This is a genomic window from Nocardioides sp. (assembly GCF_035481145.1).
GTDB lineage: Bacteria > Actinomycetota > Actinomycetes > Propionibacteriales > Nocardioidaceae > Nocardioides.
The window spans coordinates 21,480-33,919 of sequence record NZ_DATIHB010000025.1; the positions used below are offsets into that span (position 1 = coordinate 21,480).

Below are 12,440 nucleotides of genomic sequence, written 5' to 3' on the forward strand. Positions count from 1 at the left end.
AGGGTCTGCGCCATGTCGTCCCGCCGCATCGTCCTCGTCGCCGGCTCCGGCCGCAGCGGCACCAGCACCGTCGTGGGCCTGCTGCGTCTGCTCGGCGTCCGGGTCCCGCAGCCGGAGGTCGTCGCCGACGCCAGCAACCCCAAGGGATTCGGCGAGCCCCAATGGGTCGTCGACTTCCACGACGAGCTGCTCGAGGAGGGCCTCGTGCAGGTGGCCGACTCGCGTCCCGTCGCGTGGGAGCTCGCTGCCCGGGTCGCTGCGGCACCGGCGGTCCTCGAGCGCGCAGCGGAGTGGCTGGAGCAGCAGTTCGCTGTCGCCGACGAGCTGGTTGTCAAGGACCCGCGGCTGACGTGGTTCAACGAGCTCTGGCTCCGGGCAGCGGCGAAGGCCGGCGCGGAGCCTGTCTTCATCACGATGCTGCGGCCTCCGCCGGAGGTCGTCCGCAGCCGTCAGGCCAACTACAACGGGCGGATGGCCGACGCGTTCGGCGTCGCGCAGTGGGTCAACCTGATGATCGGCACGGAGCGCGCGACGCGGGGTCACACCCGCGCTTTCGTGGCGTACGCCGACCTGATCGCGGGCTGGCAGGCCGCCCTGCTCCCGCTGGCGGAGCACCTCGGCGTCGAGGCGCTGCGCAACCCCGGACCGGAGGCGCTGGCGGAGGGTGACGCCTTCGTCGACCCGTCCCTGCGCCGGATGCAGCCCGGGTGGGACGACCTCGCTGTCCCTGCCGACCTCCGCGCCCTGGCTGAGGACCTCTGGCGCGAGCTCGAGGCGCTGGCAATTCCTGGCAGGGACGACGCGGAGGCCCATGCCCGGCTCGATGCGATCGCCGCCCGCCATGCTGACCTCTTCGCCGGAGCGGAGTCGGTGGTGCGGAGCTCGATCGTGGCCGCACGGCGCAAGGGCGAGCGGGCCGTCCGTGCCACCGCTGCGGCTCCCGCGCGGCGACGCTGGTTCAACCGCGGTTGAGGAGCACCTCGGCGATCGCCAGGTCGAGCGGTCCGGTGACCTTCATGTTCCGGTCGTCGCCCTCGACGACGTGCACGGCCACGTCGGGCAGGTAGCGCAGCACCACCGAGCAGTCGTCCGTCGCGACGAACCCGGGGTCCGCGAGCGCCACGTCGTACGCCGCCTGCAGGATGCCGGCGCGGAAGCCCTGCGGGGTCTGTGCTCGCCACAGCTCGGGGCGCGGGGGGACGTCCACGATCCGCCCCGCCGGGTCGGTGCGGAGGATCGTGTCGCTCGAGCGGACCGCCACGCCGACTGCGTCGTGCGTGCCGAGGCCCGCGACGCAGTCGCTGATGATCCGGGCGTCGACCAGCGGTCGGGCGGCGTCGTGCACGAGCACGTCGGACTCGCCGTGCCCCTGGGCATCCAGCCAGCGCAGCGCGTTGACGGTCGAGTCGCTGCGCTCGGCGCCGCCCTCGATCACCGCGAGCGTGCGGGGGTAGCCGGCGGTGACGACCTGCGCGGCGTCGACGAAACCGGGCGCCATCACGACCAGGACGCCCTCGATCGCCGGGTGGTCGTGCAGCGCGGCGAGGGAGTGCTCCAGGATCGTGCGACCGTGCAGGTCGGCGAACTGCTTCGGCAGCCCGAGCCCCGCACGCGCACCGATGCCGCCTGCGAGGAGCACGGCGACGCAGGGGCGGGGTCTCTCCATGCGCCGCAGTCTGCCAGTCGCAGGGCAGTGCACCCGTGAGGTGCGTGACCCACCCCACCTCACGGACCGTTTCGCGCGCGGCCGGGTGCGGCGTACCGTTGTGGTGCAAGCAGTTCTCCCAGCACACGTCTGGTACCCACACCGGCTCCCCACGGGGAGTGGTCGGAGGGACTGGAACGAAAGGCTCGAAGACATGAACGCACCCCTCCGGGTGGGCGTGATCGGCGCTGGTCGCGTCGGCGCCACCCTGGCGACCGCGCTGCGCGCTGCCGGCCACGAGATCGTCGCCGCCGCCGGTGAGTCGGCCGCCTCCCGCACCCGCATCGAGACGATGCTCCCCGGCGTCCCGGTCGAGAAGCCGACGGCGGTCGCGCGTGCCTGCGACGTCCTGCTGCTCACCGTGCCCGACGACATGCTCGGCAACGTCGTCTCGACGCTCGCCGACGCAGGTGCGCTCCGCGCCGGTCAGTACGTCGTGCACACCTCGGGCCGCCACGGCCTCGCCGTCATGGCGCCTGCTGCCCGCGTCGGCGCCCGCCCGGTCGCGCTGCACCCCGCGCTCACGTTCACCGGCACGGACGTCGACCTCCCTCGCCTGCACGGCTGCGTCTTCGGCGTGACCGCCGCGTCGGCTGAGCACGCGATCGCCTCACAGCTGGTGCACGACCTCGGCGGCCGGATCATGTGGGTCCCCGAGGAGCGTCGCTCGCTCTACCACGCCTCCCTGGCCCACGGCGCGAACCACCTGGTCACCCTGGTCTCGCAGGCCATGGAGATGCTCGCCGCGGCAGGCGTCGGCGGTGACGGCACGGGAGCGGGGGACGTCACCCCCGCGGACACGCTGCGTCCGCTGCTCGAGGCTGCGCTCTCCAACGCGCTCGCGTACGGCGACGCGGCGCTCACCGGCCCGATCGTCCGCGGCGACGTCGAGACCGTCCGCGCCCACCTCGTCGAGCTCGCGCGGGCCACTCCGCAGGACCTTCCGGCGTACGTCGCGATGGCGCGGTCCACGGTCGGCCGTGCGCTCGCGGACGGTCGCCTCGAGGGTCGCAGGGCTGCCGAGATCCTCGTGCTCCTCGACGGGTCGAGTGCGCAGGCGGAGATCCAGTGACCGCTCCCGTCCTGGCGAGCACCCGTGCGGAACTCGCCGTCCTCCTCGCCGACGCGCGCCGCGCGGGCAAGCCGGTCGGCTTCGTGCCGACCATGGGTGCGCTCCACGACGGCCACGCCTCGCTCATGCGGGTGGCGCGCGAGCGCGTCGCCCTTCCCGACGGCGACCGCGGCCCCGTCGTGGTCAGCATCTTCGTCAACCCGATGCAGTTCAGCTCGGGCGAGGACCTCGACCGGTACCCGCGCACGCTCGACGCCGACGTCGAGATCTGCGCCGCCGAGGGCGTCGACATCGTCTTCGCGCCGAGCGTGGAGGAGATGTACCCCCACGGCGTCCCCGCCGCCGACCGCGAGCCCGACGGCGTCACCGTCGTCCCCGCGCCTGCCCTGGCCGACGTCCTGGAGGGCGCCGTCCGCCCGGGCCACTTCCGCGGCGTACTCACCGTCGTGGCGAAGCTCTTCGGCCTGGTGCAGCCCGACGTCGCGGTCTTCGGGCAGAAGGACTACCAGCAGCTCGCGCTGATCCGGCGCATGGCCGGTGACCTCTGCATGGGGGTCGAGGTGATCGGTGCCGAGACGCAGCGCGACGCCGACGGCCTCGCGCTCTCCAGCCGCAACCGCTACCTGTCGGCGGACGAGCGTGCGACCGCGCTGAGCCTCAGTGCCGCCCTGCGCGCGGCGATCGCCGCCGGCCCCGACGGCGTCCAGCCGGCGCTCGACGCCGCGCACGCCGTCCTCGCCGAGGAGAGTGGCGTGGATCTCGACTACCTCGTCATCACGCGGCCGGACCTGGGCCGTCTCACCGATGACTTCCAGGGCGAGGGCCGGATCCTCGTCGCCGCGCGGGTCGGCACGACCCGCCTCATCGACAACCTGCCGATCCAGATCGGAGCCTCGACCGGCGCAGCCGGCGGGGACACCACCAAGGGAGACAACTGATGTTCCGCACGATGATGAAGTCCAAGATCCACCGCGCCACCGTGACGCAGGCGGACCTCCACTACGTCGGCTCCGTGACGGTCGACGAGGACCTCCTCGACGCCGCCGACCTGCTGGCCGGCGAGCTCGTCCACATCGTCGACGTCACCAACGGCGCGCGCCTGGAGACCTACACGATCGCGGGCGAGCGTGGCTCCGGCGTCATCGGCATCAACGGCGCCGCCGCGCGTCTGGTGCACCCCGGCGACACCGTCATCCTGATCGGCTACGGCCAGATGACGACCGAGGAGGCGAAGGCCTACAAGCCGCACGTCGTCTTCGTCGACGCCGACAACAAGATCATGGCGACGGGCTTCGACCCGGCCGAGGCGCTCGCCGGCTCCGGACTCGTCCGCGGCGACACCGTCGCCGGCCGCTAACCTGCCCCAATGCAGTCCCACCAGTACGCCGGGCTCCCCGGCCGCCTCAGCGCGCCGCCGCCCGGCTGGACGACCCGCGCCGACGTGGTCGTCATCGGCTCCGGCATCGCGGGCCTCACCGCCGCTCTCCGGGTCCGTGCCGAGGCGCCGTCGCTGAGCGTCCTGGTGGTGACCAAGACCGTGCTCAACGCAGGCTCGACCCAGTGGGCGCAGGGCGGCATCGCCGCAGCGCTCGGTGAGGGCGACACTCCCGAGGAGCACGAGGTCGACACCCTCGTGGCGGGTGCGGGCGCGTGTGACCGCGAGGCGGTCCGGGTGCTGGTGACCGAGGGGCCGGATGCGGTGCGTGAGCTGATCGGGCTCGGCACCAACTTCGACCACCACGACGGGGTCCTCTCCCTGACCCGCGAGGGGGGCCACCACCGCGACCGCATCGCGCACGCGGGCGGCGACGCCACTGGTGCCGAGATCCAGCGCGCGCTGATCGCCGCCGTCGAGCTCGACCCGCGCATCGAGGTCATCCAGCACGCGCTCGCTGTCGACCTCCTCCTCGACGCAGCCGGTGCTGTCGCGGGCGTGACGCTCCACGTGCTCGGCGAGGGCCAGAAGGACGGCGTGGGCGCCGTCCACTGCCGCGCGGTGATCCTCGCCAGCGGTGGCCTCGGCCAGGTCTTCAACCAGACCACCAACCCCGCGGTCTCCACGGGCGACGGCATGGCGCTCGCGCTGCGCGCGGGTGCGGTGCTGCGCGACCTCGAGTTCGTGCAGTTCCACCCCACCGTGATGTACCTCGGCCCCGACTCGCGTGGCCAGCAGCCGCTGATCTCCGAGGCGGTCCGGGGCGAGGGGGCCTTCCTGGTCGACTGGGCCGGCAACCGGTTCATGCAGGGCCAGCACGAGCTCGCCGACCTCGCCCCTCGCGACGTCGTCGCCAAGGCGATCACCCGCCGCATGATCGAGGAGGGCAAGCCGCACATGTGGCTCGACGCCCGCCACCTCGGGGCTGCCTTCTGGGAGAAGCGGTTCCCGACCATCCTCGCCACCTGCCGCAGCCACGGCGTCGACCCGGCTGTCGACCTCATCCCGGTCGCGCCGGCCCAGCACTACGCCTCCGGTGGCGTGCTCACCGACCTCTTCGGCCGCTCGAGCATCGCGGGGCTCTACGCCACCGGCGAGGTCGCGTGCTCCGGCGTACACGGGGCAAACCGGCTGGCCTCCAACTCCCTGCTCGAGGGGTTGGTCTTCTCGCGGCGCATCGCGGCCGTGCTGCCCGGCGAGCTCCGCCCGTGGTCGACGCCGGCCGTCGACGTTCGCCGGCCGGGTCTCGTCGACGAGTCGGTCCGCGCCGACGTCCAGCGCACGATGACCGAGCGGGTCGGTGTCCTCCGGTCCGCCGCCGGCATGACCGAGGCCGCGATCGCCCTCTCCGGGCTGCTCGCGGCCGGTGCCGGAGCCGTCGGCCCCGAGCAGTGGGAGGCGACCAACCTCCTGGCGATCTCGGCCGCCCTGGCCCAGGCCGCCAGCCGCCGTGAGGAGACCCGCGGATCGCACTGGCGCGAGGACTTCCCCGAGCGTGACGACGCGCGGATGGCCGGCCACTTCGACACGGTCCTGTCCGACGGCGAGCTGTTCACCGTCTTCCGCCCCTCCCCGGCCACCGACGACGTCGTGGTCGCGGCCACACACCCCACAACGGAGCACTGATGAGCCAGTACGTCGAGTCGATCGTCGCCCTGCCGTATGCCGAGCTCCCGGCGCCGCTCCTCGACGAGCTGGCCGCCGCGGGGCTCGACCCCGAGCAGGTCTACGCCGACGTCGTCGCCGCCGTCGCGGAGGACCTTCCGGGCGACGACGTGACCAGCTGGGCGACGATCCCCGCCGCCGACTCCGCGGTCGCGGACTTCATCGCCCGCGAGGACGGCGTGATCGGCGGCCTCGCCGTCGCCGAGGTGGTCTTCCGCTACGTGCTCGGCAACGCCGTCGAGATCGCCCGCCCGGTCGCCGACGGCACGCACGTCGTCAGGGGCGACGTGCTCCTCTCCGTCACCGGAGGCACGGCGCTGCTGCTCACCGCTGAGCGCACCGCCCTCAACTACGCGTGCCACGTCTCCGGCGTCGCCACCGCAACCGCCGCCTGGGTCGCGGTGCTGGAGGGCACCAGCGCCCGGGTCCGCGACACCCGCAAGACGATCCCCCACTTCCGCTCCCTCGAGAAGTACGCCGTGCGCTGCGGCGGCGGCGTCAACCACCGGCGCGACCTCTCTGACCAGGCGCTCGTGAAGGACAACCACGTCATCGCCGCGGGCGGCGTCGTGCCGGCGTACGAGCTGATCCGGGCGCGCTACCCCGAGGTCCCGATCCAGGTCGAGGTGACCACGCTCGAGCAGCTGAAGGAGCTGCTCGAGATCGGCGTCGACCAGGTCCTGCTCGACAACATGAGCACCGACCAGATGCGCGAGGCAGTCGAGATCCGCGACGGCTCCGCGACGCCGCACTGCAAGCTCGAGGCCTCCGGGGGCCTGACCCTCGAGCGCGCGGCCGAGGTCGCCGCGACCGGTGTCGACTTCATCGCCGTCGGTGCCCTGACCCACTCGGCGAAGGTGATGGACATCGCCATGGACCTCCGAAGCTGACCGGGCGCCCGGGATGAGCCTGCTCGCGGCCGACATCGGCAACTCGACCACCGACCTGGCGCTGATGCGCGAGGGCGAGGTGCTCGCGCACTGGCGGGTCTCCACCGACGAGCGGCGCACGGCAGACGAGTGGGCCGTGCTGGTGCGGGGCCTTCTCGGTGGTGAGGTGGAGGCGGTCGGCGGCATCGCCGTGTGCTCGACCGTCCCGGCCGTCCTGCACGAGTGGCGCGACATGCTGGCCTCCCACTTCGCCGGCGTGCGGAGCGTCGTGGTCGAGCCGGGCGTGCGCACCGGCGTACCCGTGATGATGGACAACCCGCGTGAGGTCGGCGCCGACCGGATCCTCAACGCGCTCGCCGCCGCGCACCACTACGAGGGGCCGACGATCGTCGTCGACTTCGGCACCGCCACGACGTACGACGTCGTCACCGCTGCCGGCCAGTACGTCGGAGGCGCGATCGCTCCCGGCATCGAGATCTCCCTGGAGGCGCTCGGACGACGGGGTGCCCAGCTGCGGAAGGTCGAGTTGCTGCGGCCACGCTCGGTGATCGCGAAGAACACCGTTGAGGCGCTCCAGTCCGGCATGCTCTTCGGCTTCGCCGCGCAGGTCGAGGGCATGGTGGCCCGGATGGCGCGTGAGCTGGCGGTCGCGGCGGAGGAGCTCAACGTCGTCGCGACCGGCCACCTGGCCCCTCTCGTCCAGGACGAGGTCGCCTGTTTCACCGATCGCCGGCCCTTCCTCACACTCGAGGGACTCGCGCTCGTCTTCGCCCGGAATTCCTGAATAGCGGCATTTCATTCTGAAATTCGATTCGCTAATGTGGCGCGAATTCATTTTTCTTATGTCGAAGGAATTGTCATGGCGCAGAAGGTTTCCATCGTCCTCATCGACGACATCGACGGTGGTGACGCCGACGAGACAGTGAGCTTCGCGCTCGACGGCACCTCCTACGAGATCGACCTGGCCTCGGCCAACGCCGCCCGCCTGCGCGAGGCGCTCGCGCCGTACGTCGGTCACGCCCGCAAGGTCGGTGCGTCGCGTCGCGGCGGTGGCACGAAGAAGGCCAGCGGTGGCGGCAACACACGTGACGTTCGCGAGTGGGCCCGGGGCAACGGCTGGCCCGACCTCGGCGACCGCGGCCGTGTCCCCGGTGAGGTGCAGCAGGCCTACGACGCCGCCCACTGACCCGCCGAGGCGGCGCGAACCTGCAGCCGGAGCACGCTGAGGCGGCGCGAACCTGCAGCCGGAGCACGCCGAGGCGGCGCGAACCTGCAGCATGTTCGCTGTCGGCGTACGCGGTTCTGCCGTCGTGGGGAACACGTAGGGTGGAGTCGGACGTTGGTCCGGGCGTCTGCCCTTCCTCTCTGCACCCAGCGGGGCGCTTTGGCAGACCAGAATCCAGGGAGTTGATGAGATGTTCGAGCGGTTTACCGACCGTGCCCGCCGAGTGGTGGTGCTGGCCCAGGAAGAGGCCCGCATGCTCAGCCACAACTACATCGGCACCGAGCACATCCTGCTCGGCCTGATCCACGAGGGCGAGGGTGTCGCCGCGAAGGCGCTGGAGTCCCTCGACATTTCGCTCGAGGCAGTGCGCGCGCAGGTCGAGGAGATCATCGGCCAGGGCCAGCAGGCGCCGTCCGGCCACATCCCCTTCACCCCGCGCGCCAAGAAGGTCCTCGAGCTCTCCCTGCGCGAGGCGCTGCAGCTGGGCCACTCCTACATCGGCACCGAGCACATCCTGCTCGGCCTGATCCGTGAGGGCGAGGGTGTCGCCGCCCAGGTGCTGGTCAAGCTCGGCGCCGACCTCAACCGGGTCCGCCAGCAGGTCATCCAGCTGCTCTCCGGCTTCCAGGGCAAGGAGCCCGCGGCGGCCGGCGGCCCCCAGGAGGGCACCCCCTCCACCTCGCTCGTGCTCGACCAGTTCGGCCGCAACCTGACCCAGGACGCCCGCGAGGGCAAGCTCGACCCGATCATCGGCCGCGAGGTCCAGATCGAGCGCGTCATGCAGGTGCTCAGCCGCCGCACCAAGAACAACCCGGTGCTGATCGGTGAGCCCGGCGTCGGCAAGACGTCGGTCGTCGAGGGCCTGGCCCAGGACATCGTCAAGGGCAACGTCCCCGAGACGCTCAAGGACAAGCACATCTACACGCTCGACCTGGGCGCGCTGGTGGCCGGCTCGCGCTACCGCGGTGACTTCGAGGAGCGCCTGAAGAAGGTGCTCAAGGAGATCAAGACCCGCGGCGACATCATCCTCTTCATCGACGAGATCCACACGCTCGTCGGCGCGGGTGCAGCCGAGGGTGCGATCGACGCGGCGAGCATCCTGAAGCCGATGCTCGCCCGTGGTGAGCTCCAGACCATCGGTGCGACCACGCTCGACGAGTACCGCAAGCACCTCGAGAAGGACGCCGCGCTCGAGCGCCGCTTCCAGCCGATCCAGGTGCCCGAGCCGTCGATCGCGGAGACGATCGAGATGCTCAAGGGCCTGCGCGACCGCTACGAGGCGCACCACCGCGTGACGATCACCGACGAGGCGCTCGTCTCCGCAGCGACGCTCGCCGACCGCTACATCTCCGACCGCTTCCTCCCGGACAAGGCGATCGACCTCATCGACGAGGCGGGTTCGCGCCTGCGCATTCGCCGGATGACCGCCCCGCCGGACCTGCGCGAGTTCGACGAGAAGATCGCCGACGTGCGCCAGCGCAAGGAGGCCGCGATCGACGGCCAGGACTTCGAGGCCGCTGCTGCGCTCCGCGACGAGGAGAAGCAGCTCATCGGCAAGAAGGCCGAGCGCGAGAAGCAGTGGCGCGCCGGTGACATGGACGTCGTCGCCGAGGTCGACGAGGAGCTGATCGCCGAGGTCCTCGCCGTCGCGACCGGCATCCCGATCGTGAAGCTCTCCGAGGAGGAGTCCACCCGACTGCTCAAGATGGAGGACGAGCTGCACAAGCGCGTCATCGGTCAGGAAGAGGCCGTCAAGGCGCTCTCCCGCGCCATCCGGCGTACGCGTGCCGGCCTGAAGGACCCGAAGCGCCCCGGCGGCTCGTTCATCTTCGCCGGCCCGTCCGGTGTCGGTAAGACGTGGCTGTCGAAGACGCTGGCCGAGTTCCTCTTCGGCGACGAGGACGCCCTCATCCAGCTCGACATGTCGGAGTTCTCCGAGAAGCACACCGTCTCGCGGCTCTTCGGCTCGCCTCCGGGCTACGTCGGCTACGAAGAGGGCGGCCAGCTCACCGAGAAGGTGCGCCGCAAGCCGTTCTCCGTCGTGCTCTTCGACGAGGTGGAGAAGGCCCACCCGGACATCTTCAACTCGCTGCTGCAGATCCTCGAGGAAGGTCGCCTGACCGACTCGCAGGGCCGCGTGGTCGACTTCAAGAACACCGTCATCATCATGACCACGAACCTCGGTTCGCGTGACATCAGCAAGGGCGTCAGCCTGGGCTTCCAGCAGGGGGCCGACACGGCCGGTTCCTACGACCGGATGAAGGCGAAGGTCTCGGAGGAGCTCAAGCAGCACTTCCGCCCGGAGTTCCTCAACCGTGTCGACGAGGTGATCGTCTTCCCGCCGCTGACGCAGGAGCAGATCATCGCGATGGTCGACAACATGATCGCGTCGGTCGAGAAGCGCCTGAAGGACCGCGACATGTCGCTCGAGCTGACCACGGCAGCAAAGGAGCTGCTCGCCCGCCGGGGCTTCGACCCCGTGCTCGGCGCGCGCCCCCTGCGTCGCACGGTGCAGCGCGAGATCGAGGACGTCCTGGCCGAGAAGATGCTCTTCGGCGAGATCGGCCCCGGTCAGATCGTCCTGGTCGACGTGGAGGGCGAGGGTGCGACCGCGGCCTTCACCTTCAAGGGTCAGAAGGTCTCGGCCGTCCCGGACGTCCCGCCGCTGGAGACCACGGCGGAGCCCGACTCCGAGTAACGCCGAGGCGGCGCAAACCTGCGCCGTGAACCCGCCGAAGCGGCGCAAACCTGCAAAGGTTTGCGCCGCTTCGACGTGTCGGCTGCAGGTTTGCGCCGCTTCGGCGGGGTGGGCGTGCAGGTTTGCGCCGCTTCGGCGTCAGGGCAGGGCGTAGAAGCCGGGCTCGGGCTCGACGAGCAGGCCGTCGGCGAGCAGGCCGGCGAGCGCACGGTCGCGCTGCTCGGCCAGGTGCCACGCGGCGTCGAGGCGCCCCCGCGGCACGGGCTGGTCCGCGTCACGCACGACGCCGAGGAGGCGGCCGCGGCACTGGCGATCGGTGCCGGCATAGTCCTGCACCTTCCGCGCCGGCCCGTCGTACGCCGGACGGCCGGCCGCGTGCCACGCGCACAGGTCGGTGACGGGGCACCGCTCGCAGGCAGCACGGGCCGCGGTGCAGACGACCGCACCCAGCTCCATGGTCGCGACTGCCCACGTGGCCGCTTCGTCGTCGGTGTCGGGAAGCACGGACGTGGCGAGCTCACGCTCGGCCTTGGTGACCGCCGGCGCAGGGAACTCGACGCCGGCGAGCGTGCGGGCGAGCACGCGCCGCACGTTGGTGTCGAGGACCACGTGACGGCGGCCGAAGGCGAAGGAGGCGATCGCGGCCGCCGTGTAGTCGCCGACCCCGGGGAGCGCGATCAGTGCGTCGTAGGTCGACGGCACCGCCCCGCCGTGCTCGTCACGGATCACGGTAGCGGCCGCATGGAGGCGGAGCGCCCTGCGGGGGTAGCCGAGACGACCCCAGGCGCGGACCGCCTCGCCGGCGGGCTCGTCGGCGAGCGAGGTCGGCGTGGGCCACCGCTCCAGCCAGGCCTCGTGGACCGGCAGGACCCGCGCCACCGGCGTCTGCTGGAGCATGAACTCGGAGACCATCACCGACCAGGCGGTGGTCCCGGGACGGCGCCATGGGAGGTCGCGCTGGTGCTCGGCGTACCAGGTGAGCACGGGCTGGTGGAGGTCACTCATGGCGCCGCGAGCCTACGTCGGAGCGCCACTCCGTCCACAACCGGGGACGCGGAGTGTGGCCCTCGTGACGCTCTGCGTGGAGGCGGCGTGGCTGACGGAATCGACCTGCCCCGCTGGTTACCGTTCTCGGCATGAGCATGGCACCTCGCGGACCGCTTCCCGCCCGCGTCTACTGGGTCCGTCGCGGGATCCTGGTCGCTGTCGCCCTGCTCCTGGTGCTCGTCGTCGGCAAGCTCCTGAGCGGTGGCAGCGACGGCGCCGAGAAGGACGACGCCTCGGACGCCGGCAAGGCGAGCCTGGTCGGCACCGCGACCTCACCGACGGCCAGCAGCACGGCGACCGATGCCGTCGGGCTGCGCACCGGCAAGGGCGTTCCGCTCGCCGAGCCGTCGGGGCCGTGCGACCCGGAGAAGGTCACCGTCACCGCGGCCGGTGGCAAGCGGCCCAACGACGGCCGCGTCGAGATGCCTCTCGTGGTCCGCACCACCGAGGAGGCATGCACGTTCGTCTTCTCGCCGGACTCCGTCGCCGTCAAGATCACCTCTGGATCGGACAACATCTGGTCCACCCAGCAGTGCGACGTCCTGCCGACGGCGGACCTCATCGTGCGCGCCGCGAAGCCGGCGCGCGTCACCTTCGTGTGGAACGGTCACCGCGCTGATGACGAGTGCTCGAACGCCGCCGACTGGGCCGGGATCGGCTCCTACCACGCCATTGCGGCGACGCTCGGTGGCGAGCCCACGGA

The 12,440-nt window shown here is 71.6% G+C and carries 12 protein-coding genes; 10 read left to right on the plus strand and 2 right to left on the minus strand.

All coding sequences use genetic code 11. The annotated features are described in order from the left end of the window. Window positions 1–12 precede the first annotated feature (12 nt). Window positions 13–972 (plus strand): sulfotransferase family protein, encoded by a 960-nt coding sequence (locus tag VLF38_RS02420; protein ID WP_325269698.1) that lies wholly within the window; start codon window positions 13–15, stop codon window positions 970–972. Here the strand turns inward: VLF38_RS02420 and ispD are convergent. Further along, window positions 959–1,666 carry a 2-C-methyl-D-erythritol 4-phosphate cytidylyltransferase gene (gene ispD / locus VLF38_RS02425; RefSeq protein WP_325269699.1) on the minus strand — a complete coding sequence of 236 codons (708 nt, stop codon included), beginning with the start codon at window positions 1,664–1,666 and terminating at the stop codon, window positions 959–961. The two genes, VLF38_RS02420 and ispD, sit on opposite strands and share 14 nt — an antisense overlap. A gap of 193 nt (window positions 1,667–1,859) precedes the next feature. Here ispD and VLF38_RS02430 point away from each other — a divergent pair, with 193 nt between their 5' ends. The 8 genes from VLF38_RS02430 to VLF38_RS02465 all read left to right on the plus strand — a co-directional run bounded on the left by VLF38_RS02430 (window position 1,860) and on the right by VLF38_RS02465 (window position 10,690). Then, window positions 1,860–2,777, plus strand: coding sequence for a Rossmann-like and DUF2520 domain-containing protein (locus VLF38_RS02430; protein ID WP_325269700.1), 918 nt, complete (start codon window positions 1,860–1,862; stop codon window positions 2,775–2,777). Beyond that, window positions 2,774–3,715: a pantoate--beta-alanine ligase gene (gene panC, locus VLF38_RS02435; RefSeq protein ID WP_325269701.1), complete on the plus strand. Its 942-nt coding sequence runs from the start codon at window positions 2,774–2,776 to the stop codon at window positions 3,713–3,715. Before VLF38_RS02430 ends, panC begins: the two co-directional genes overlap by 4 nt. Continuing rightward, complete coding sequence (gene panD / locus VLF38_RS02440; protein ID WP_107700860.1) at window positions 3,715–4,134, plus strand: aspartate 1-decarboxylase; 420 nt, start codon at window positions 3,715–3,717, stop codon at window positions 4,132–4,134. The genes panC and panD overlap by 1 nt, the downstream gene beginning before the upstream one ends. Window positions 4,135–4,143: 9 nt before the next feature. Then, window positions 4,144–5,838: an L-aspartate oxidase gene (locus tag VLF38_RS02445; RefSeq protein ID WP_325269702.1), complete on the plus strand. Its 1,695-nt coding sequence runs from the start codon at window positions 4,144–4,146 to the stop codon at window positions 5,836–5,838. Next, window positions 5,838–6,767: a carboxylating nicotinate-nucleotide diphosphorylase gene (gene nadC, locus VLF38_RS02450; protein WP_325269703.1), complete on the plus strand. Its 930-nt coding sequence runs from the start codon at window positions 5,838–5,840 to the stop codon at window positions 6,765–6,767. Before VLF38_RS02445 ends, nadC begins: the two co-directional genes overlap by 1 nt. A gap of 13 nt (window positions 6,768–6,780) precedes the next feature. Then, window positions 6,781–7,551: a type III pantothenate kinase gene (locus VLF38_RS02455; protein ID WP_325269704.1), complete on the plus strand. Its 771-nt coding sequence runs from the start codon at window positions 6,781–6,783 to the stop codon at window positions 7,549–7,551. Between the two features lie 75 nt (window positions 7,552–7,626). Further along, a complete protein-coding gene (locus VLF38_RS02460; RefSeq protein ID WP_325269705.1) occupies window positions 7,627–7,953 on the plus strand; it encodes an Lsr2 family protein in 327 nt (108 codons plus the stop codon). Between the two features lie 229 nt (window positions 7,954–8,182). Beyond that, a complete protein-coding gene (locus VLF38_RS02465; RefSeq protein WP_325269706.1) occupies window positions 8,183–10,690 on the plus strand; it encodes an ATP-dependent Clp protease ATP-binding subunit in 2,508 nt (835 codons plus the stop codon). A gap of 138 nt (window positions 10,691–10,828) precedes the next feature. Here VLF38_RS02465 and VLF38_RS02470 read toward each other — a convergent pair whose 3' ends face one another. Continuing rightward, entirely contained in the window at window positions 10,829–11,695 is an 867-nt protein-coding gene (locus tag VLF38_RS02470; protein ID WP_325269707.1) for an A/G-specific adenine glycosylase, read from the minus strand. Between the two features lie 131 nt (window positions 11,696–11,826). On the opposite strand from VLF38_RS02470, the gene VLF38_RS02475 reads away from it, so the two are divergent. After that, the coding region (locus VLF38_RS02475; protein WP_325269708.1) for a hypothetical protein at window positions 11,827–12,440 on the plus strand (614 nt) is incomplete at its 3' end.

Coding starts and splice junctions, on each gene's coding strand:
- VLF38_RS02420 (WP_325269698.1), top strand. CDS start 13: ATGTCGTCCCGCCGCATCGTCCTCGTCGCCGGCTCCGGCCGCAGCGGC.
- VLF38_RS02430 (WP_325269700.1), top strand. CDS start 1,860: ATGAACGCACCCCTCCGGGTGGGCGTGATCGGCGCTGGTCGCGTCGGC.
- VLF38_RS02465 (WP_325269706.1), top strand. CDS start 8,183: ATGTTCGAGCGGTTTACCGACCGTGCCCGCCGAGTGGTGGTGCTGGCC.
- VLF38_RS02460 (WP_325269705.1), top strand. CDS start 7,627: ATGGCGCAGAAGGTTTCCATCGTCCTCATCGACGACATCGACGGTGGT.
- VLF38_RS02445 (WP_325269702.1), top strand. CDS start 4,144: ATGCAGTCCCACCAGTACGCCGGGCTCCCCGGCCGCCTCAGCGCGCCG.
- VLF38_RS02470 (WP_325269707.1), bottom strand. CDS start 11,695: ATGAGTGACCTCCACCAGCCCGTGCTCACCTGGTACGCCGAGCACCAG.
- nadC (WP_325269703.1), top strand. CDS start 5,838: ATGAGCCAGTACGTCGAGTCGATCGTCGCCCTGCCGTATGCCGAGCTC.
- panD (WP_107700860.1), top strand. CDS start 3,715: ATGTTCCGCACGATGATGAAGTCCAAGATCCACCGCGCCACCGTGACG.
- ispD (WP_325269699.1), bottom strand. CDS start 1,666: ATGGAGAGACCCCGCCCCTGCGTCGCCGTGCTCCTCGCAGGCGGCATC.
- VLF38_RS02455 (WP_325269704.1), top strand. CDS start 6,781: ATGAGCCTGCTCGCGGCCGACATCGGCAACTCGACCACCGACCTGGCG.